The sequence below is a fragment of the Candidatus Manganitrophus morganii genome (genome assembly GCA_021651055.1).
Classification (GTDB): Bacteria; Nitrospirota; Nitrospiria; order SBBL01; family Manganitrophaceae; genus Manganitrophus; species Manganitrophus morganii.
The window spans coordinates 276,733-296,158 of record JAJHOH010000001.1 but is presented as its reverse complement, the minus strand read 5'-3'; the positions used below and the strand labels follow the sequence as shown (position 1 = coordinate 296,158).

At 53.3% G+C, this 19,426-nt stretch carries 19 protein-coding genes; all 19 read left to right on the top strand.

Annotated elements, in window-relative coordinates; all coding sequences use genetic code 11:
• Position 1 precedes the first annotated feature (1 nt).
• The 19 genes from MCM46_01315 (at position 2) to MCM46_01225 (ending at position 19,349) form a co-directional block, all read left to right on the top strand.
• Positions 2-2,044 (top strand): aminotransferase class III-fold pyridoxal phosphate-dependent enzyme, encoded by a 2,043-nt coding sequence (locus tag MCM46_01315; GenBank protein ID MCG3110436.1) that lies wholly within the window; start codon positions 2-4, stop codon positions 2,042-2,044.
• Positions 2,045-2,054: 10 nt separating this feature from the next.
• On the top strand, positions 2,055-3,287 hold the full coding sequence (locus tag MCM46_01310) for an N-acetyl sugar amidotransferase (GenBank protein ID MCG3110435.1): 1,233 nt from the start codon (positions 2,055-2,057) through the stop codon (positions 3,285-3,287).
• Entirely contained in the window at positions 3,284-3,901 is a 618-nt protein-coding gene (hisH, locus tag MCM46_01305) for an imidazole glycerol phosphate synthase subunit HisH (protein MCG3110434.1), read from the top strand. The genes MCM46_01310 and hisH overlap by 4 nt, the downstream gene beginning before the upstream one ends.
• A gap of 7 nt (positions 3,902-3,908) precedes the next feature.
• Positions 3,909-4,697 (top strand): imidazole glycerol phosphate synthase cyclase subunit, encoded by a 789-nt coding sequence (locus MCM46_01300; protein MCG3110433.1) that lies wholly within the window; start codon positions 3,909-3,911, stop codon positions 4,695-4,697.
• A 14-nt stretch (positions 4,698-4,711) separates the two neighbouring features.
• Positions 4,712-5,302 (top strand): GNAT family N-acetyltransferase, encoded by a 591-nt coding sequence (locus tag MCM46_01295; protein ID MCG3110432.1) that lies wholly within the window; start codon positions 4,712-4,714, stop codon positions 5,300-5,302.
• Positions 5,295-6,284 (top strand): hypothetical protein, encoded by a 990-nt coding sequence (locus MCM46_01290; GenBank protein ID MCG3110431.1) that lies wholly within the window; start codon positions 5,295-5,297, stop codon positions 6,282-6,284. The genes MCM46_01295 and MCM46_01290 overlap by 8 nt, the downstream gene beginning before the upstream one ends.
• Before the next feature lie 28 nt (positions 6,285-6,312).
• Positions 6,313-7,392, top strand: coding sequence for a hypothetical protein (locus tag MCM46_01285; GenBank protein MCG3110430.1), 1,080 nt, complete (start codon positions 6,313-6,315; stop codon positions 7,390-7,392).
• Positions 7,389-8,702: a DUF4910 domain-containing protein gene (locus MCM46_01280; GenBank protein ID MCG3110429.1), complete on the top strand. Its 1,314-nt coding sequence runs from the start codon at positions 7,389-7,391 to the stop codon at positions 8,700-8,702. The genes MCM46_01285 and MCM46_01280 overlap by 4 nt, the downstream gene beginning before the upstream one ends.
• A gap of 4 nt (positions 8,703-8,706) precedes the next feature.
• Positions 8,707-9,462 carry a hypothetical protein gene (locus MCM46_01275; protein ID MCG3110428.1) on the top strand — a complete coding sequence of 252 codons (756 nt, stop codon included), beginning with the start codon at positions 8,707-8,709 and terminating at the stop codon, positions 9,460-9,462.
• Positions 9,463-9,804: 342 nt separating this feature from the next.
• A complete protein-coding gene (locus MCM46_01270) occupies positions 9,805-10,368 on the top strand; it encodes a hypothetical protein (GenBank protein MCG3110427.1) in 564 nt (187 codons plus the stop codon).
• Positions 10,368-11,552, top strand: coding sequence for a hypothetical protein (locus tag MCM46_01265; protein MCG3110426.1), 1,185 nt, complete (start codon positions 10,368-10,370; stop codon positions 11,550-11,552). Before MCM46_01270 ends, MCM46_01265 begins: the two co-directional genes overlap by 1 nt.
• Positions 11,536-13,557, top strand: a complete 2,022-nt coding sequence (locus tag MCM46_01260; protein MCG3110425.1) for a hypothetical protein — start codon at positions 11,536-11,538, stop codon at positions 13,555-13,557. Before MCM46_01265 ends, MCM46_01260 begins: the two co-directional genes overlap by 17 nt.
• A gap of 55 nt (positions 13,558-13,612) precedes the next feature.
• Complete coding sequence (locus tag MCM46_01255; GenBank protein ID MCG3110424.1) at positions 13,613-14,065, top strand: flagellar assembly protein FliW; 453 nt, start codon at positions 13,613-13,615, stop codon at positions 14,063-14,065.
• A 168-nt stretch (positions 14,066-14,233) separates the two neighbouring features.
• Positions 14,234-15,766, top strand: a complete 1,533-nt coding sequence (locus MCM46_01250; protein ID MCG3110423.1) for a hypothetical protein — start codon at positions 14,234-14,236, stop codon at positions 15,764-15,766.
• A 52-nt stretch (positions 15,767-15,818) separates the two neighbouring features.
• Positions 15,819-16,148 carry a flagellar protein FlaG gene (locus MCM46_01245; protein ID MCG3110422.1) on the top strand — a complete coding sequence of 110 codons (330 nt, stop codon included), beginning with the start codon at positions 15,819-15,821 and terminating at the stop codon, positions 16,146-16,148.
• Positions 16,149-17,585, top strand: coding sequence for a flagellar filament capping protein FliD (fliD, locus tag MCM46_01240; protein MCG3110421.1), 1,437 nt, complete (start codon positions 16,149-16,151; stop codon positions 17,583-17,585).
• Between the two features lie 61 nt (positions 17,586-17,646).
• Positions 17,647-18,105, top strand: a complete 459-nt coding sequence (gene fliS, locus MCM46_01235; GenBank protein ID MCG3110420.1) for a flagellar export chaperone FliS — start codon at positions 17,647-17,649, stop codon at positions 18,103-18,105.
• 37 nt (positions 18,106-18,142) lie between these two features.
• A complete protein-coding gene (locus MCM46_01230; protein ID MCG3110419.1) occupies positions 18,143-18,436 on the top strand; it encodes a flagellar protein FliT in 294 nt (97 codons plus the stop codon).
• Positions 18,437-18,791: 355 nt separating this feature from the next.
• The gene (locus tag MCM46_01225) at positions 18,792-19,349 is read left to right on the top strand and encodes a response regulator (GenBank protein MCG3110418.1); all 558 of its coding nucleotides are present in this window, start codon (positions 18,792-18,794) and stop codon (positions 19,347-19,349) included.
• Positions 19,350-19,426: the final 77 nt, after the last annotated feature.

Here is a 19,426-nt window from a genome sequence, read left to right as displayed (position 1 = left end):
CATGCCGCGTGCGGTGGTGGTTCAGGCCAGAAACGGTTCCAGTCGTTATCCGCGGAAGATGCTCCATCCTTTACTCGGACGTCCGGCGATCGAATGGGTCCTGGAGCGATGCGAGAAGATCGCGATCGATCAACGGATCTTGGCCACCTCCGAGGCAAAGGAGGACGATCCTTTGGCGGAGATTGCCCAGAGGCGCGGTTGGCAGGTGGTCCGGGGGAGCGTGGAGGATGTCCTCAGCCGGTTTGCCAAGGCGGTTCGGGCCTATCGGCTTGACGCGGTGGTCCGGATCACCGGCGATTGTCTTCTCACCGACCCTCGGCTTGTCCAGCATGCGCTGACCCAATTCGATGCGCTCAAACCCGACTACCTGATCCTGACGAGGATCATCGACGGCTTCGACGTGGAGGTGATGTCGGGGAAGGCGATCCTGAAGGCCGACTCGGAGGCGAAGCTGCCGTCCGAGCGGGAACATGTAGGGCCGTATCTTCGACGATCAAAGCGGTTCAACACCGCCTTTCTTCCTTATGAGGAGGAGGACCTCTCCCATATTCATCTCAGTCTCGATTACAAGGAAGATGCCGACGTTCTCGAATCGATCCTCAAACAATTGGAAGGACGCGACTTCACCTACGCCGACGTGGCGGGTCTCGTCAAAGCGAATCCCACATTGGTCGAAAAGACAAAACACATCGTGCCGAACGAGGGATATCGGCGTTCTTTGGAAGGGGACAAGACCGGCATTCAAGCGATGAAAGGGAAGCCGCTCCGATTCGAGAAGAGTCTCTCCCAATTCGACAAGGTCATGCGGATCATCCCGGGGGGATCGCAGACCTTCAGCAAGTCGTCCCTCCAGTTCAGCGTCGGCGCCGCGCCGCTTTTCGTGCGGGAGGGAAAGGGGGCGCTTCTGACCGATCTTGATGGAAACCGATTCATCGACTTCACGATGGGGCTGGGGGCCTGTCTTCTCGGGTATGCGTTTGAGCCGGTCAACCGAGAGATCGAGGCGACGCTGAAAAAAGGAACGGCCTATACCCTTCCTCATCATCTCGAATACGACCTGGCCGAGCTGCTCACCCGGATCATCCCCTCCGCCGAGATGGTCCGGTTCGGGAAGAACGGCTCCGATGTCACCTCCGCCGCCGTCCGTCTGGCGCGGGCCGCCACCGGGAGGGAAATCGTCGCCTGCTGCGGTTATCACGGCTGGCAAGATTGGTATATCGCCACCACGACGCGAAGCCTCGGCATTCCGGAGGAGGTGAAGAAAAAAACGGTCACGTTCCAGTACAACCGGATCGAGAGTCTTCAGGCCGTTTTCGACCGCCATCCGAATCAGATCGCCTGTGTGATCCTGGAGCCGGTCAGCCTCGAACCGCCTCAAAAGAATTTTCTCGCCAAAGTGAAGAAGATGGCGCACGAACAGGGGGCGATTCTGGTTTTCGACGAGGTGGTCACCGGCTTTCGGTTTGATATCGGCGGCGCGCAGGCCTATTTCGATGTGACCCCCGACCTCGCCTGTTTCGGCAAAGCGATGGCCAACGGAATGCCGGTCTCCGCCATTGTCGGAAAACGGGACATCATGAAGTTCTTCGATGAGATCTTCTTCTCGTTTACCTTCGGGGGTGAGACCCTTTCGATTGCGGCGGCGATCGCGACGATCCAATACATCCTTGAAAATAAGGTGACCCCTTTCCTTTGGAAGCAAGGGGAGCGGTTGAAGAACGGAATCGAGCAGCAGATTCGTGAGAAGGGGCTGGAAGCGACCCTTTCGATCGACGGCTATCCGATTCGGACGGTCCTCAATTTCAAAGGGGAGGAGAAGGCGGTCCTGAAGATGAAAACGCTCTTCCAGCAAGAGTGCGTCAAGCGGGGGGTCCTCTTTACCGGAGGGCATAATGTTTCTCTCCCTCACGATCATGAAAAAATCGACCGGGTCTTGTCGGTCTACGACGAAGTGATGGAGATCCTGAAATACACCCTGGAATACAACATACTCGATGAAATGATCGAAGGACGGTTTCTGGAGCCGGTCTTTCGGAAGGTTTAGGGAGACGAAGATGGCGGAATTGAGGCGCTGCACCCGGTGTGTTCTTCCGGAGACCCACGAAACGATCACCTTCGACGCGGAAGGGGTCTGCAACATCTGCCGTCAGCAGGAGTACAAGCAGACTCAGATCGATTGGGCGGCGAAGAAAAAGGAACTCGATGTTTTGATCGCGGCGCATCGGGACAAATCCGATTACGATTGCATCATCCCTTTTAGCGGCGGAAAAGACAGCACCTGGACCCTTTACTATCTCGTCAAGGAATACGGTCTCCGGCCGTTGGTGGTCCGTTTCGATCACGGATTTCTCCGTCCGAACGTCATCGAAAACACCCGTCGGACCCTCCGGAAACTGGGGGTCGATTTCCATCACTTTACCCCGAACTGGAAAGTAGTGCAGAAGTTGATGCTTCAGACGTTTCTGGAGAAGGGGGACTTTTGCTGGCATTGCCACACCGGGATCTTCGCCTACCCGATGCGGGTCGCTCTGCGTTACAATGTTCCGCTGGTGATATGGGGAGAGCCTTCCTCGGAATATACGGCTTACTATAGTTACGACCAGCCGGAGGAGGTCGATGAGAAGCGGTTTAACCGCTTTGTGAATTTGGGAATCACCGCCCAAGATATGCTCGTTCGGCTGGAGGGGGCGGTGGATGAGCGGGATCTGAAACCGTTTACCTATCCCCCGCTCAAAGAGTTGCGGAAGATCCATTATCGATCGGTCTGCCTCGGCTCTTACATTCCTTGGGACGTCAAGCGGCAGGTCAGGATCATTCAGGAAGAATTGGGATGGAGAGAAGATCAGGTGGAGAATGTTCCCCCGGGTTATGGATACGAAAAGATCGAATGTTACATGCAGGGGGTCCGGGATTACATCAAATTCATCAAACGAGGATACACCCGTCCCTCCCATCTCGCCTCTCTCGATATTCGAAACCACCGGATGACCCGTGAAGAGGCGGTCGCATTGATCCAAAAATATGAAGGGAAGCGCCCACCTAGTCTCGATCTGTTTCTGGAGTATGTCGGCTTGAGTGAAGAAGAATTTGTTCAGATCGCCCTGAGCCACGTCGTTTCACCTTACGAGCATGATCCGTTGAAGGTTCTTCCGGGAGAGAAGCTCCATGATTATGATCTCTGGTCGAGACAAGGTGCCATGCCTCGGAAAGAGGCGGAGGTTCAGCTCAATCGGTGGCGGCAGAGAAATGCACAAGCGGGTGTGACGAACGGCAAAGGGGCTCCATGATCGGCATCGTCGATTACGGAATGGGAAATCTCCTCTCGGTCCGTCATGCATTGGAGATGGTCGGGGCCGAAGTGACCCTTTGCCGGGAGGGGGATGATCTGAGACAGGTTGAACGGATTGTCCTGCCCGGCGTCGGCGCGTTCCGGGATTGCATGATGAATCTCAAAAATAATGGCCTGATCGAAGCTTTGGAAGAAGCGGTGCTTCGTTTGGGCAAGCCGATCCTGGGGATCTGTCTCGGAATGCAGGCGATGGCCCGGCGAAGCTTTGAGGGAGGGGAGCATTCCGGGCTCGGTTGGCTGGAGGCCGATGTGGTTCGTCTCCAACCGGGGGAGCCTTCTCTCCGCGTGCCTCAGATCGGTTGGAATGAGATCCGTTACCGGACCGGGAGTCCGTTTTTCGAAACGCTTCCTCCGTCGCCCGATTTCTACTTCGTCCACTCTTATTTCGTAAAATGCGACGATCAGGCGATCATCGAGGCCACTTGCGATTATGGCGGGCCGGTGACCGCCGCGGTCCGGAAGGGCAATATTTTTGCGACCCAGTTTCATCCGGAGAAGAGCCAGGATTACGGCCTGAAGGTCCTGGAGCATTTTCTCAGTTGGAAGCCGTGAGGGGACGATGCTGAAGCGCCGATTGATCCCGAAGCTTCAGATGAAGACGAGCGCTCATGGCGGATCGGATCGAAAAGTCCTGGTCACCACGATTCAATTTAAGGAAGTCCTGGAGATCGGCGATCCGGTCTCTCAGGCGAAGATCTACGAAGCGCAGGCGGCGGATGAGCTGATTTTTCTCGATCTGGATGCCTCGTCGGATCATCGTAAGCCGATCTTGGAGGTGATCCGCAGAGCGGCGGAGGAGATCTTCATGCCGTTTACAGTCGGGGGTGGGGTGAGGTCGATTGACGATTTTCGAGATCTCCTCTCGAGCGGGGCCGATAAGGTCAGCATCAACACCGCGGCTGTTGAAACCCCGGACCTTATCAACGATGCGGCGGAGGTCTTCGGCGCGCAGTGTGTGGTGTTGAGCATCGATTGTCGAAGCGAAAAAGAAGGGGACTTCCGGGTGTGGATCAACGGAGGAAGAATCAAAACAGAGCTCGATCCGGTCGCGTGGGCGATCGAGGGGGAAAGGCGCGGCGCGGGCGAGATTCTGCTGACGTCGATCGACCGCGACGGGATGCGCTGCGGACTCGATCTGGAACTGACCCGGCGGGTGGCGGAAACGGTCTCGATTCCGGTCATTGCGTCGGGCGGGTGCGGCGCGGCCGCTCATTTCGTGGAGGGGCTCCAAACCGGACGGGCCGATGCCGTCGCCGCCGGCACCTACTTTTGTTTTAAAGATGAAAACCCGATGCAGACCCGGTCTCAAATCCGAAATGCCGGAATTCCGATTCGAATGCATCGATAGAAGGGAGGGGGCGGGTGCCAGAGGCCGGGGGCCGGAAAAAAGGTGAAGCATTGACCTACTTTTTGGAAGGAAAACGGATCTATCTCCGCGAGGTGAGGCCTTCGGACGTCAACGAGCGCTACTATCATTGGATGAACGATCCGGAGACAACCCGGTTCCTGGAGAGCCGGTTTGCTCCGAACGCGATCGAGAATCTCCGTGACTATGTCGCCGGCAAACTGGGGGATCGCGACAATACCTTTCTTGCGATTGTCTTAAAAAAGAAGGATCGCCACATCGGAAATATCAAGTTGGGGCCGATCCAATGGATTCATCGTATTGCCGACATCGGCCTTCTAATCGGCGAGAAAGAGTGTTGGGGAAAAGGGTATGCGACCGAGGCGATTCAACTGGTTTCCGATTATGCCTTCAACGTTTTAAATCTCCATAAGGTGACCGCCGGGTGTTACGGTTCCAATGGAGGCTCCGCCCAGGCGTTTCTGAAGGCCGGTTTTGTGGTGGAAGGGGTTCGAAAGGACCAGTTTTATTCGAATGGATCCTACGTCGAAGATATACTCTTGGGCCTCATTCGGCCGGACTGGAACAGGAAAAGACGAAATGATTAAGGTTTTGATTCTAACGGAAGGGCGTCGCGAAATCGGTTTTGGACATGTCACCCGATGCACCGCGTTGTATCAGGCGTTCGAGGAGAGGGGGATTCCGGCCGAACTGATCGTGGAAGGGGATGAAAGTGTCGTGGGGCTGCTTCACGGGAAACAATACCGAATCCTTTCTTGGCGGAGCGATCGGTCGAAGCTCTCTTCGTTGATGACGGGCGCCGAAATTATGGTGGTCGATTCTTATCTCGCCGAGAAGGGGGTCTACGAGGCAGTCTCGAAGCAGGCGAAATGCCCCGTTTTCATCGACGATACTCAGCGGCTCGACTATCCTGAAGGGGTGGTGGTGAACGGAACCCTTTACGCGGAGGAGATGGATTATCCGCAAGGGGGCGGAAGGAGCTATCTGTTGGGGAGCAAATATATTCTCCTTCGCAGGGAATTCTGGGAGGCGCCCCAGAGAGAAACCCCAGAGACGATCGGTCGTATTCTGATCACGTTCGGCGGAGATGATGCGCGCGGGATGACGCCAAAGGTATTGGGTTTGCTCGTCGACGCTTTCCCGGAGTGCAGCAAGAGGGTCATTATCGGAAAAGGTTTCCGGGACGTTGAAAAAATTGAACGGTTGAAGGACAGCCGTACCGAGCTGATTTATTTTCCGGGCGCCGATGGGATGAAGAGAGCCATGCTCGATTCCGACGTGGCCGTCTCCGCCGGCGGGCAAACACTCTATGAGTTGGCGAGGATCGGCTTGCCGGCGGTCGCGATGGCCGTCGCGGAGAATCAGGTGAACAACGTGATGGGATGGGAGCGCGCCGGCTTTATCGATTACGCCGGCTGGTGGGAAAATCACACCGCCCTTGAAAGGGTCCTCACCTCCCTCATTCGGTTGAGAGATCAAGGGGAAAGAGCGCGAAGAAGTCATCTTGGGAAAAGACTCGTCGATGGCGGAGGAAGCGGGCGCGTCCGAGATTTCGTATTGGGGCTTTAGATCCGCCGGCGAGAAAGGGACGACTTTCATGATGAAATCGACAATTAAAATCGGCCCGATTGACCATCTGGTCCTCTTCGGAGGGGGGCCGTTGATGGTCGCGTTCGCAAAAGAGGCGATCAAGCGAAAAATCAAAACGACCCTCTTCGCCGTGAAACGCCACCTTGAAGAGGCGCTGGAAGGAGGGGGCGGTCCCACGTTGCGCGAGGTGTTGGAGAAAGAAAAGATCCCTTTCTTCCATGCCGACGATATCAACCGCGCTCCGGAGCTTCCCTCCGTGGTTTCGAGCGCGGCGATCGGAATCGGGCTCGGCGAGGCATACACTTTTTCGAAGGAGACGATCGCCCTCTTTCAAGGGAAGCTCTTCGATTTCATGACGATCCGGCTTCCGCAATATCGGGGGGGGGCGCATTTTACTTGGCAAATCCTTCGAAAGAACCGGATCGGCTGTTGGAATATTCAGGTGATCAATGAAGAGATGATCCCCGGTGTCTTTGACTCCGGCGAGATTTTAAAAACGAGGGAGTATTTTCTCCCGCCGTCGGCCAAGATCCCGAACGATTATTACGACGCCGCGCACGAGGAAGGGTTCAAGCTCTTCTGCGAGTTTCTCGATGAAGTCCAGTCCGGGAAAGAATTCGGGCTGGCAAAACTCCAGGAAAACTTCAGCTCCTATTTCCCGAGGCTTCATACCCTGCGGCATGGATGGATCAACTGGTCGTGGAATTGCGACGAGATCGAGACGATGATTTCCGCCTTTGACGATCCTTACCCTGGGGCGTCGACTTTTTTAAACGGCCGTCGGGTTTTTCTGAAACAATGCCAAGCCGATGCTGGTGAGGGGCCGTTCCATCCTTTTATGTCGGGGCTGATCTACCGGATGGTCGATCGCTCCGTTTTCATCGCGACCCGCGAGGGGGCGTTGGTGGTCCGCGAGGTGTCGGATGAGAAGGGGCGCGATTTGATTCCTACTCTCAAAGTGGGACAGCGTTTCTTTACGCCGATGAAGGTCCTGGAGGAGGCGATGCTCTACAGCGCCGAGTACAATGCGGCCGGCCTGGTAGAAGAACAGGGTGGGACACTGCATGCAACGGAGGAAGAAAAATGAGCGCGATGTTTGATCTTCTGAAAAAAATCTACCCTCTTCGGTTGGCCCCGGTGTCGGAAGACACCGACAAGGCGGCGGAAATCCTCCGCGGCGTCCTGCCGTTTCAAATCCACGAATACGCGTCGAGCCTGGAGCACAACGGCTGGACCGTTCCGCAAAAATGGAAAGCGGTCCGGGCGGAGATCAAGAAAAACGGAAAGACGATCTACGACGGAATGAAGCATCCATTGGGGGTGATCGGCTACTCCACCTCTTTCACCGGGAAAGTCTCTCTGGAAGAGCTGAAAAAGCATCTCTTCTATCACCCGGTCTTTCCGGAGGCGCTGGTTTATCACTGCGATTACTACTACAAGCCGTGGCGGCGGGACTGGGGGATGTCGATTCCGCATCAGCTTTACAAAGAGCTCGATCGGGGGGAGTACGAGGTGATCTTGGAGACCGTCGCCGAACCTGGGACGATGAAAGTGTTGGATTATTTTTTGGAAGGAGAGACGAAAGAGACCATTCTCTTCAACGCCCATGATTGCCACGCGGGACAAGCGAACGACGACGTCTCCGGGATCGTCGTGACGGTGGAGATCATGAAGCGTCTGGCCCAGAGAAAGAAGAGAAAATACAGCTACCGGGCGATCATCGCGCCGGAGCATTTGGGAACCGTTTTTTATCTGGCGAACCTCCCGGAGGAGGTGGTGAAGACGTTCCGAGGGGGGATGTTTCTCGAAATGCTTGGACATCAAAACCGATTTGCCTTGCAGAAATCGTTCACCGGAGAGAGCCTCATCGACAAAGCGGCGAAGGTCTATCTCACGCGAAATTTCTCCGACATCCATGAGGCCGACTTTAGGAAGGTGGTCGGAAACGACGAGACCGTCTGGGAAGCCCCCGGCTTCGAGATCCCCTTCATCTCGCTCTCCCGCGCCCACCCGATGTATCCGGAGTATCATTCCAGTCTTGATGACGAGCGGATCATCTTCGAGGACAAGCTGGAGGAAGCGGTCCAGACCGTCTTGGGGATGCTCAATATCCTCGAGACGAACACGACGTTGAAGCGCCATTTCAAGGGACTGGTCGCCCTCAGCAACCCGAAATATGATCTCTACATTTCGACCGCTGATCCGAGCATCCGTCCGACGGTGGCCGAAGATCAGAAAAAATGGAATTATCTGATGGACTGTCTCGGCCGGTATTTCGACGAAAAGACGACCCTGCTCGAGATCGCAATCAAACACGATATCGATTACACCAAGCTCCATCAGTACGTTCAGAAGTACGAGGAAAAGGGACTGGTTTCCTTTGTTGATAAGGAGTGAGAGCGTGATCGATCAAGAGATCGTTCAACGGTTGCTGGATGGCGCTTCATTAAGGACCTTTATGGTCCCGGATGACGCCATCGCATCCAACCGTCCTGAACATATCGAGACGTATGACCTGCCGCATGTCCTCATCAATGGATATTCTTTCTGGGGGAAATCGGAAACGACCCATCTGGGGCACGCTCCGGGATCGGGGAAGACGGCAGAGGTCGCCTTTGCCTATACCAATATCGGGCCTCTCTTTTGCAGCTACAACCCCTTCACGCGGGGGGCGAGATTGATGAGCAAGAAGCGATACAAAAAACATGAATGGGTCCTTAGAGATCATTTCAGATTGGTTTGGGATTCGGAGAAAGGGGATGCGACAGAAGAGATCAGACGAGAGATCGAATCGGCCTCTAAATTCAAAATCGCCATGCTCGATTCGGAGGAGATCTGGAATATCCATCCGGTCGACCTGCCGATGTATTACTCGAAGGAGGGATTTTTCGAGTTCAAAACCGTCGTGGATCAGTATCCAACTTTCTTCCGGTATCCGGCGCAGACAGGGGAGATCCTCCAAAGATATTCCGATTTCCTCAATCATCGACCCGCAGACGGCGACCCCGAAATAATCCGACTGAGCGAATGTCCGCAGTTCCATACTTTTTACGCAATTCGGTCCGACGGCAGCTATTATAATTTCTTCGATATCCCGAGAAACACGGTCCAGAGATACAAGAGGTTAATGGTGTTTGCCGATGTCTCGAATGGATAAGCGCTTGAAAGGAGTTCGTTTGAGACAAAACGCTGATTAGACAGTTTCAGATTAATCAATTTTAACCATCTGGGCGCCGGGAGTGGACGGGTTCGAGGGGACGAAATCATGAGGGAGCTCGAAAGTGGATGTATTCCGACTGCATGATTTCCAAAAAGGAGCAACTTCTTTGTCGTGAAGGAGATCAAGGCCGGGGAGATGTTTACCGAGGAAAACGTCCGGTCGATTCGGTTTGGATTTGCCTTGCCCCAAAATACCTTGGAAAGGTCCTTGGGAAAAAATAGAAGTGTCACATTCAAAGAGGAGCGCCGCTGACATGGGCGCTCGTCGAAGGAAAATCAGATGACGACTGAATCGTATACGGCCAATTATCATTCGGGCCTCTCCTATCTTAAATTGAACTTGAAGGATCCGGCCAGGGAGACGCTAAAAAGGGCGCTGACGCAGGTCTCCCAGGAAGAAATACGGGAAGACAACCCGGTCTATTTGGGGATCGTATCGACCCTCGCCGTTCTCTCGCTGGAACAGGCCGATTTCGAGGGGGCCTGCCGATATGTCGATCAAGGGCTTTCCGTCAAAAAAGATTATCTCGATTTTCTTTTTATCAAAGCGCTTCTCCTGATGGACCAAAAAAGATATGACGAGATGCTGGAGACGCTGATCCATTATCTGTTGGCGAAGGGGAATGGAGACGCGGCGGTTTATGATTATCGATACAGCCACGAAGGGGTCTTAAAAGAGGTCTACGAAAATCTCCTTCCGACGTCGTATCGGCTCGCCTTCCAGCAGGTCGAGATTAAAGCGCTCGTCCGGAAGTTATCCTACGCCGCCCGGAATGAATGGCTCAAAAAAGCGTATGAGATTATCGACAAAATCGACTGCCCGCGGAATCAACAGGAGCATTGATGAAAAAGTTATTGTTGCCGATCGGCCAAAGAGATTATGAAACGACCCAAGGAAGGATTGGGAACCTGGTGAAATTATTGTCGAAGACGTTCCGGGTGGAGCTGATCACCAATTCCAAAGAGGTTTGCGACGACCTGAATCAAAAACTCGGCCCGGATCATCCTATTGTCGTCACGTTTGTCGAGCCGAAGTTTCTGCCGCTCACGTTTGACTATCGGGATAACCTTGCAAAGATATTCGTTCAATATACGCATGATCTTTGCCTGCCGAAGACCGATCTGGAAATATGGAAGACCGCCGCGTTCGACGACTTCTGGGGGCATATCTCCACCTGCGCTTTTCCCGAGATACAGACGGTCGACGCCGATGTGGTGATGTTCCCGTTGATGTCTCATGACGACGCGCCGTGGGAGGAGACCGATATTTTTTACACCACCCTCCTCTTTATGGCGAAGGAAGCCGGGATCAAGGTGGTCGGTTATCAGCTTTATCCTGTTTTCAACGGGGTGAAGTTGATGCCGCAGTTGATGGACGCGATTATCGTCCGGAAGGAATTTGAAAGGGAATTCCATGTCAAGATGGGGATCGCTCCTGAAAAGATCCACCTGCTGACGGAGGAGAAAGACATCTATTCCCTTTCCACCATCGAGGACACGTATAAAAACCATATCTACAATTCTCAAATCGAAATAAGCCGGGATGAGTTGGGGGTCGTCGTTTGCAACCATGGAAAACTCAGGCCGCAGATTATCGAAGTTTTTAAGGCGCTCGAGGAATCGAAGATACCGGTGGTGTTGTTTTTATTGAAGCGGGATTTCGTAATTCGAGAATTGCAGGAAGACGAAATCATAAAAGATCTCTTCTTCGATCCGATCCGGAAGATCGGTTGTCGATTCTATTTGGTAGAGCAGCCGAGTCTGGTCCCGATTGTAATGACCTCCGATGTGGTGATTGCGCCAACTTATGTCGTGCCGTTGGAATTTGCCGCCCGATACGGTATTAAAGCGTGGGTGTATAACCCCTGTTATGATCCGCTCCCGGATGTGAATGGGGTGAACTTTAAGAACCGTCTGGAAGACCTCACGGCGTCGCTGAAGAAAGCCTATGAGGAGAAGAGAAAAAAGGTGGGGGTCGTCGATATCTTAAATCGTTGCGTGAGGACATTCCATGAAGTTGAAAAATAAAAAGATTGCCTGTTTTCTGGCGCTCCCCCACCATACTCGGTTTTTCATCCCGCTTCGGGAGGAGATTAAAAAGCAGGGAGGGGAGATCACTTTCATCGTCCCCTTGTCCGACTATCCCTTCGAAAGGGATTTGATCAAACGAAATCTTTCTTTTAAGTATTTTACCGATTATATGACGGCGGACGTGCGACAGAAGATCCGAGAGACCCACATCGAATTGTCCGGTCGCTGGACGGAGACCAGTTATAAATGGGATGGATTCAGTCGATGGTCTTTGTTCAAGCAGGGCTGGTTTTTCGATTCCCTCGTTGAAGAGTACTTCTGCATGGAGAAGTATATTGAGGTGGAAAATCCGGATATGTTCATCGCCCACCATGAGTGTAATCGATGGGGCCAAATCATCGGACATCTGGCCCGGGGAAAAAAGGTTCCCTTCGTGACGTTTCAGGAGGGAGATTACTACAACGACTACATTGGGCTCATCGTTCATACCGAATACTCGAATGTCGATTTATTGTGGGGAAACAAAACGAAGGAGGTATTAAAAGAATATCTCTGCTCGGACGATAAAATGTTTTTGATCGGAAACACCCATATCGACAGCGCCATCAAGACGTATGGCTCCCCGGGAACGGTCGATCAGATCAAGAAGGAGCTGTCCATCCCCGGCGATAAGAAGGTCATTCTTTTTCTGGTCGATATTAAATATGGGGGGATCGTCGATCGAGAGAACTGGCAGAGTTTCCTGAAAGGTCTGGACCAACTCGATTCGGAGGCGGTGCTGCTCTTTAAGTGGCATCCCAACGTGATACAGGGGGCGTATGAAAAAATCGAAGCGATGTTCAAGGAGATCTATCCGTCGGCTACTCTTTATTACATGTACGACCCTTATAAATTAATCGCCATCTCGGATTACTGCGTGTCGTTGGGAAAAACCACCCTGGCGATCGAGGCCCTGGCCTTCGGGAAACCCCTTTTCACCCTTCCGACGGCGGATACCCTGGATGACTATTACGTCAAGATGGGGATCGCTCAAACCGCCTTTCCCCCGGGGAATTGGTCGAATCTGCTGAATACGGTTCAAAGCGGCGTCCCTCCGGAGGTGACGGTAAAAGTGGATCAATATCTGAAGGAATATTTTTATAAAATTGACGGCAAGTCAGTCGAGCGGGCGGTCGAGGTGATGGGGACGATTTTTGAGACGCGGAGCGGGCGCGCAAAATCGAAACGGCTTAAATTGCAAGAAGCTGTTGCGGGCCGCGTCAGCGTGATCGTCCCTTCCGGTTCCGACGCTGAAGCGCTCCTCGCGACAATGACATCCCTCGCCCAAAAAGTTCAATGGCCCGATTGGGAAGTGGTGATCGTTGTGAACGATGAGGAGATGAAGCCATTCCTCCCGGCGCTTTCCGGCGATCTGAGGATCGTAGAGGCCAACGATGACCGTCTTCCGTTTCTTTACAACCGGGGGGCGGAGTGCGCCACGGGCGATCGTTTCATTTTTATGAAGCCGGGGGTTCTTTATCTTAAAGGGACCGGGTGGCCGGAGGCCATCCAGGAGGGGATCGCGGGAGCGCCGATCCGGAATGTCGACATGACCCCTTATTGTCTTGGGATGGCGTTTGATTTCAATGCGGCCCCTTATCGAATCATGACGGAGATTTGGGCGAATGAGGGATTTCAGAATCCGGAGTTCGTCGGAGGGGGGATGATCGGCGTGGCGCGGGCGCTCTTTGAATCGATCGGGGGATTCGATGAAGGGATCGCGAATCATCTTGTCGAGGTCGATTTTTGTCTTTCCGCAAAAGAGAAAAATCATCCACCGCAATATCTTCCGGAATGTCTCGGTGTTTTGTTTAAAGACACGTTCAATCCTGTTACCGGCGACGAGGTCTCAGATTCCGATGATACGTGGAAACGGAGAGTCCGGTTTTTCGCCAAATGGGTTGGACAGCTTCCGAAAGACGAGAACTTCATGCAGTTCGCAAAAGATCTATTGAAGGTGTGATGCACAAGCGGGAGGCCTTACACAAGTATGGAAACCGAATAGGAGATCGGAGTCGATGGTCATCGAAGTCAACAGCGCGAAATTGGGACCTCTGAAGGTGGAATCGGATCAGCTGATTACTTTTCCGGACGGCATTCCGGGATTTCCGAATGTGAAACGGTATTTCCTCATCGAGAATGATATAGGACATCCCTTGGGTTGGCTCCAAGCGGTGGAGGACCCGGAGCTTGCTTTTGTCGTGACCGATCCGATGCTCTTCAATCCGGATTACAAACCTCAAGTCCCCTTGGAAGAGTTCAAGCATCTTGAAATTGACGGGGGAGAGTCGCTCGCCTTGCTGGTCATTGTGAATGTTCCTCAAGAAGACCCCCTTAAAATGACCGCCAATTTTATGGCGCCGCTGGTCATCAATGCCAAAATTCGTGTGGGAAAACAAGTCATTCTGAATGATACGCAATATAGCCACAGGGAGCCTCTATTGATGCCGGCCGCCTCCGGCCGAACCTAAAGTTTTTCTTTTCCGAACCGATAAGTAAAGGGAGCGGGAACACTATTCCTATGGAATCCCGTTCGGAGAAGAGAAACAGGGTCTTAATCATTCGGGCAAGGAGGCCCGGCGGTGTCTGGGGCGTTTTATCGCGCGTTCCGGCCCGACACAATTCAAGGAGGACTTTTCATGGCTTTAACAGTTAATACCAACATGTTTTCAGTCATCGCGCAGGGGAACCTATCTAAAACGGAAAGACCGTTGATGACGTCGATGCAGCGCCTCTCTTCGGGCCTTCGAATCAACTCTTCCAGGGACGACGCGGCCGGTTTGGCCATCGCCACCCGGATGACCCGGTCGATCAACGGTCTCACCGTCGCCGCGAGAAATGCCAACGACGGCGTTTCTTTCGCTCAGACGGCGGAAGGTGCCATGGGGGAGATGCTCAACAACCTTCAGAGAATTTATGAATTGGCCAACCAGGCGGCGAGCTACAATACATCGACCGATCGGAGTTCCATGAACCAGGAGGTCGCCCAGCTGGTTTCTGAATTGAACAGGGTGGTCAGCCAGACCCGATTCAATGGGGAAACCTTCTTGAACCAGGCGTTCAGCGGCGCCTTCCAGGTGGGGATCGAGGTCAATGAGACAATCTCGATCTCGACCACCAACGTGTCGCCCGACACGTTGGGTGTCCAGTCATCGAGGACCGATTTTACCGACACCGCCACTAACCGAACGGTGATCGCGAGTGCGGTCGCGGGGGCCACCCTCCGGGCGAACGGTATCTCAGCGTCCGCGACATTGGCCGGGGTCGATTTAGGAAACGCCATTACCCAAAGCGATGCGAAGAACAACAGTCTCTCCATCATTAACCGGGTCAATCAATTTACCGGGTCGACTAATGTGACCGCATTTTCCTTCGGGAATGCCTATGTCGGAACCGCAGCGACCGGTAACGCGAGCGCAGGCGATGTTAACAGCGGCTATATTACGATCAATGGTATCGCCATCGGCTCAACCTCGTTGGGGGCGCTTTCGAGCGGTTCCGTGGTGGCCGCCGCCCTCGCTTCGGCGATCAACGCCAAAACAGCCTCCACGGGGGTTTATGCCATTGTGCTCGGCACCTTTGATGTCGGTTCTGCGAATACCGCCAGCATCGCGCTGGTCAATACGACCGGCGCGGCGATCACCGTGGCCATTGCAACGGTGAACGCCGGAGCGGGGAGCGCGGCGGTCGCTTACTTCGGGGCAACCGGAGGGAGTGTCTCCGCGGGGCAGAATGGACAGATCATCGTCAGCACCCCCTTGGGGACAACCAGCGCGGCGACCAACGCCGCCTCGGATACCCTCGGGCTTGGTTTCGGCTCTGCGGCCGCGTCGATTTCGATCAGCGGCAGCGCGTCGATCAACTCGGTGACCGTCAATACGGTCGGGAGCGCCAACCTGGCGATCTTGGCGGCGAAGCAGGGATTGGACAGCCTCAACGCCGAAAGATCCAAACTCGGTGCCGTCATGAACAGGCTTCAGTCGACCATTGCCAACATCATGAATGCCAATGAAAATACCACTGCAGCGAGATCCCGAATCATGGACACCGATTTCGCGGCAGAAACCGCGAACTTAACAAAATCGCTCATCACACAGCAAGCCGGTATCTCGATCCTCGCTCAAGCGAACACCCTGCCTCAGCAGGTGTTGGCGCTATTACAAGGAGCATAACTCAGTCAAGGAGGAAGGGGGGTGGGGGTTCCCCACCCCCTTTTGAGATAATATGGAGATAAAAAGCATAGACGCGGGCTCTCCCTCCATTGTTCCCGAGATTGGCCGGACCAAAAAGGGTGGGAAGAACGTCCAAAAAAAAGAACAGGTGGCAGCGCAGATCAGCGCGAAGCATCAGGATGCTCAAAGTGCTCCTGCAGCCACAAACTTTGAAACCATCGCTTTTAAGGCATTTTTTGCGATTGATGAGAACAAGAATGTGGTGATCAGAATTAAAGACGCTGAAGGGAATGTCGTCAAACAGATCCCGCCGGCAGAGTATTTGAAAATGGCGGAAACGCTTTTAGAAAACAGCAAAACCCTATTCCACCTTGAGGCATAAATGGCGACGAACCCCCTTTCCGGAATGTTATCCAACATCACCGGCATAGAGACCACTACTATTATCAGTCAGTTGATGATTGTCGAAAGACAGCCGCTTCAGTCGCTGACCAACAGAAAGGCCGCTTTTGAATCGAAGATCACCGCCTATGGAAATCTTTCGAGCACCCTTTCCAAGTTGAAGACCTCCCTTTCTTCCCTTAAATCGGCATCGATCGAGGGGATGACCGCTTCTTCCTCGGATTCAGCCGTTTTCACCGCCACCGCCGATACCTCCGCTTCGGAGGGGACGTATAATATCAGGGTAAGCAATCTCGCCACGAAACAAAGCGTTTATTCAGAGACGTTTCTTTCGGACGGATCTGAAGTCGCCGATCTTTCCTCGGTTGCGTCGCAGAAGCTAAGAATACAGGTCGGTTCTACTACCGCCGTCGAGGTGACGGTCGATGCGACGAATAATACGCTGAACGGCGTACGGGACGCGATTAACGACGCAGAGGCGGGGGTGACGGCCTCCATTGTGAACGATGGAACCGGGTACAGACTCATCCTCTCCTCGAACACTACTGGGGCGTCCAACCGGATCATCCTCCAAGCGGATGAAGACAATGACGGGGTCTATTCGGAGGCAGGGGCCGAGTCGGATACGACGGGACTTTCCAAACTCGCCCTGAACGCAACGTATGATGCGGCCGGGGCGGTGACCGGCGGTATCACCAACATGACGCAATCCCAAGCGGCGGTCGACGCCTCTTTGCTGGTAGATGGGTTGACCATTACCCGGAACGCCAACACCATCACCGACATTTTCACCGGGGTCACCCTGAATTTATTAAACGACTCGGACGGGAACACATTGACCCTCACCGTTTCGAAGGATACACAAAAGATAAAGGATAATGTCAACGCATTCGTCGGGGCGTATAACACGGTTATGGGGCTTGCCAGAGGTCTCTCTAAACCCACGCCGGGGAGATCGGTTCTTCTGGCGGGGGACAGCACCGCGAATGGAATTATCAATCGATTGAATTCAGCGATCACCTCCCTCTATGCCGGAAAGAGCCCGGCGAGCCTCGGCTTGAGCCATGATTCGCAAGGGGCGCTTTCTTTGGACACAGAAATTTTGGATGCCGCAATCGAAGCCGACCGACAGGGGGTGATCGATACTTTTGACGGCATGGCGGAGGCGCTTGAAGAGACGGTGACCGATTTTATCAATGTCCAGATTCCCGCGCGCAATGATGGGCTGAACATTTCGAGCAAGGGGGTTCAAAGGAACATCGACAACCTGACCTTCCGGCTTCAAACGATCGAGGCGACCTACAGAAGGCAATTTTCCGCCTTGGAGCAGACGATTTCACAACTTCAGGCGAGCGGCAACTTTTTATCGCAGCGGCTCGCGGCGATCACAAACGGAAGCGACTCATCCGGCGGATGATATTTTGTCTGAACGCCATTTAAAGGAGCGCCACTCACACCAACACGACGGAGCCGACACAATGAATCTCAGTCCCAATTACCCGATGAACGCCTATGTTCAGGCCAGCCTCCAAACCGCGGCGCCTACCGCCGACCCACACAAGTTGATACTGATGTTATTTGACGGGGCGATCGAAGCGGTTCATTCCGCCAATGAATATATGCTCGATCAAAATTATTCAGAAAAAGGCCGGGCGGTTTCCAAGGCGATTGCCATTATCGGGGAACTGGCCAGCAGCTTGAACTATGAAGTGGGCGGGGAAATCGCGGCGAGCCTGGGGCTTTTATACGCGCACATGACCGTTGAGTTGCTCAATGCCAGTATCGACAACAATCCGGAGGATTTAAGCCACGTGGGACAGCTACTGACCGAGTTAAGAAGCGGGTGGGCTGCGATCAACCTTCAGCAAACGGTGGCGGAGAGCGCTCCTGAACCTCACCCGCAGCAGACCGTTACAGGCAGTTATGGAAAGGTCTAGCGCCATGGGTGCGGAGGAGCTCATCAAAGAGTATGAGATGTTCAGAGTATTAACACAGCAGATGTTAGAAAGCGTTAGAAACGATGAATGGGACCGCATTGCTCAAATCGGGGAGCGCCGCGAAGAGCTGCTGAAAGAGTTGATGGCGCTCGATGATACCTTTATGACCGACCTCTCCGAGCGGGTGCGCTGGTCCGATCTGATTCGTCAATGCCTCGAAATGAATGGAGAGATGCAATCGTTGATCGAGGAGAAGATGGGAGCGCTGCAAAAGAATTACAATGATGGAAAGAAAATGTTTCAAGCCTATCACCAGCATTCCGGAGGATAACTCCTGCCGATTCCTCTCGCCTACATCCGTGTTGTTAGTCGACGAAAAAGTTAGAACAAGCATCGCGGTTTAATCATTCTGTTGAAAGATAGCGTGCCCTTACGCCGGGGTCTTCATCGAAATGACCGTTCATCAAATCCATAATGTTCTGAGAACGTACTTTTACCTTTTCAATTCGAAAGAAGTTGAATCAATTTCAAAAGAACAGGAAAGTTTGTCTTCTCGCGACCGTGTGACCATTTCTCCCGAAGCGAAAAAGAGATTAGAGGAAATTCCCCAATCCGAGGAAAGATAACCAGGCGAAGATCTTGCACCTCCATATTAGGTGGAGAAGATAAGCAATACAGGGGAAAAAATGCCGGGACAAGAGTCGATTCAAATCCTCGTCGTGGATGATGAAGATGGACCGCAAGAGGTCCTCAGGATTGCCTTGGCGAGTCGCGGCTTTCAGGTCAAAATCGCCAAAAACGGCCGTCAGGCCTGTCAAATGTTTGACGCGGAACATTTCGACCTCGTTCTAACGGACCTTAAGATGCCTGGGATGGGGGGCATCGAATTGCTCCGGCAGATTCGAGAGAGATCTCCCGAAACGATCGTCATCTTTATGACGGGGTATGCCTCCCTTGACTCGGCCATCGAGGCGGTCCGGGAGGGGGCCTACGATTATTTAACAAAGCCCTTCCGAATCGAGGAGCTTTATATCGCCGTCAAAAATGCAGTTGAACGGATCAAGTTAATCAAGGAAAACAAAAAGCTTTTCGATGAGTTGAAGATGGTCCATCAGAAAATGAAAGAAAATCCTCCTGATGAAAATTTAGGAGGGGAAAATAGAAACTTGGAATTGCTCCAAGCCCTCCAACGTCAGCTCCTGCAAATTTATACTCGGACCGGTCCCATCAATCAGGTAAAGTAAGAATCCCTTCTGATAAATATTTTCCTGCGATAAAAGTGCTCGGAGAGAAGAAGAAATCATTCTTGCCTAGTTTGGTA

Coding starts and splice junctions, on each gene's coding strand:
- MCM46_01315 (MCG3110436.1), top strand. CDS start 2: ATGCCGCGTGCGGTGGTGGTTCAGGCCAGAAACGGTTCCAGTCGTTAT.
- MCM46_01255 (MCG3110424.1), top strand. CDS start 13,613: ATGGTCATCGAAGTCAACAGCGCGAAATTGGGACCTCTGAAGGTGGAA.
- MCM46_01285 (MCG3110430.1), top strand. CDS start 6,313: ATGATGAAATCGACAATTAAAATCGGCCCGATTGACCATCTGGTCCTC.
- MCM46_01250 (MCG3110423.1), top strand. CDS start 14,234: ATGGCTTTAACAGTTAATACCAACATGTTTTCAGTCATCGCGCAGGGG.
- MCM46_01300 (MCG3110433.1), top strand. CDS start 3,909: ATGCTGAAGCGCCGATTGATCCCGAAGCTTCAGATGAAGACGAGCGCT.
- MCM46_01265 (MCG3110426.1), top strand. CDS start 10,368: ATGAAAAAGTTATTGTTGCCGATCGGCCAAAGAGATTATGAAACGACC.
- hisH (MCG3110434.1), top strand. CDS start 3,284: ATGATCGGCATCGTCGATTACGGAATGGGAAATCTCCTCTCGGTCCGT.
- MCM46_01270 (MCG3110427.1), top strand. CDS start 9,805: ATGACGACTGAATCGTATACGGCCAATTATCATTCGGGCCTCTCCTAT.
- MCM46_01260 (MCG3110425.1), top strand. CDS start 11,536: ATGAAGTTGAAAAATAAAAAGATTGCCTGTTTTCTGGCGCTCCCCCAC.
- fliD (MCG3110421.1), top strand. CDS start 16,149: ATGGCGACGAACCCCCTTTCCGGAATGTTATCCAACATCACCGGCATA.
- MCM46_01290 (MCG3110431.1), top strand. CDS start 5,295: ATGATTAAGGTTTTGATTCTAACGGAAGGGCGTCGCGAAATCGGTTTT.
- MCM46_01280 (MCG3110429.1), top strand. CDS start 7,389: ATGAGCGCGATGTTTGATCTTCTGAAAAAAATCTACCCTCTTCGGTTG.
- MCM46_01310 (MCG3110435.1), top strand. CDS start 2,055: ATGGCGGAATTGAGGCGCTGCACCCGGTGTGTTCTTCCGGAGACCCAC.
- MCM46_01245 (MCG3110422.1), top strand. CDS start 15,819: ATGGAGATAAAAAGCATAGACGCGGGCTCTCCCTCCATTGTTCCCGAG.
- fliS (MCG3110420.1), top strand. CDS start 17,647: ATGAATCTCAGTCCCAATTACCCGATGAACGCCTATGTTCAGGCCAGC.
- MCM46_01230 (MCG3110419.1), top strand. CDS start 18,143: ATGTTCAGAGTATTAACACAGCAGATGTTAGAAAGCGTTAGAAACGAT.
- MCM46_01225 (MCG3110418.1), top strand. CDS start 18,792: ATGCCGGGACAAGAGTCGATTCAAATCCTCGTCGTGGATGATGAAGAT.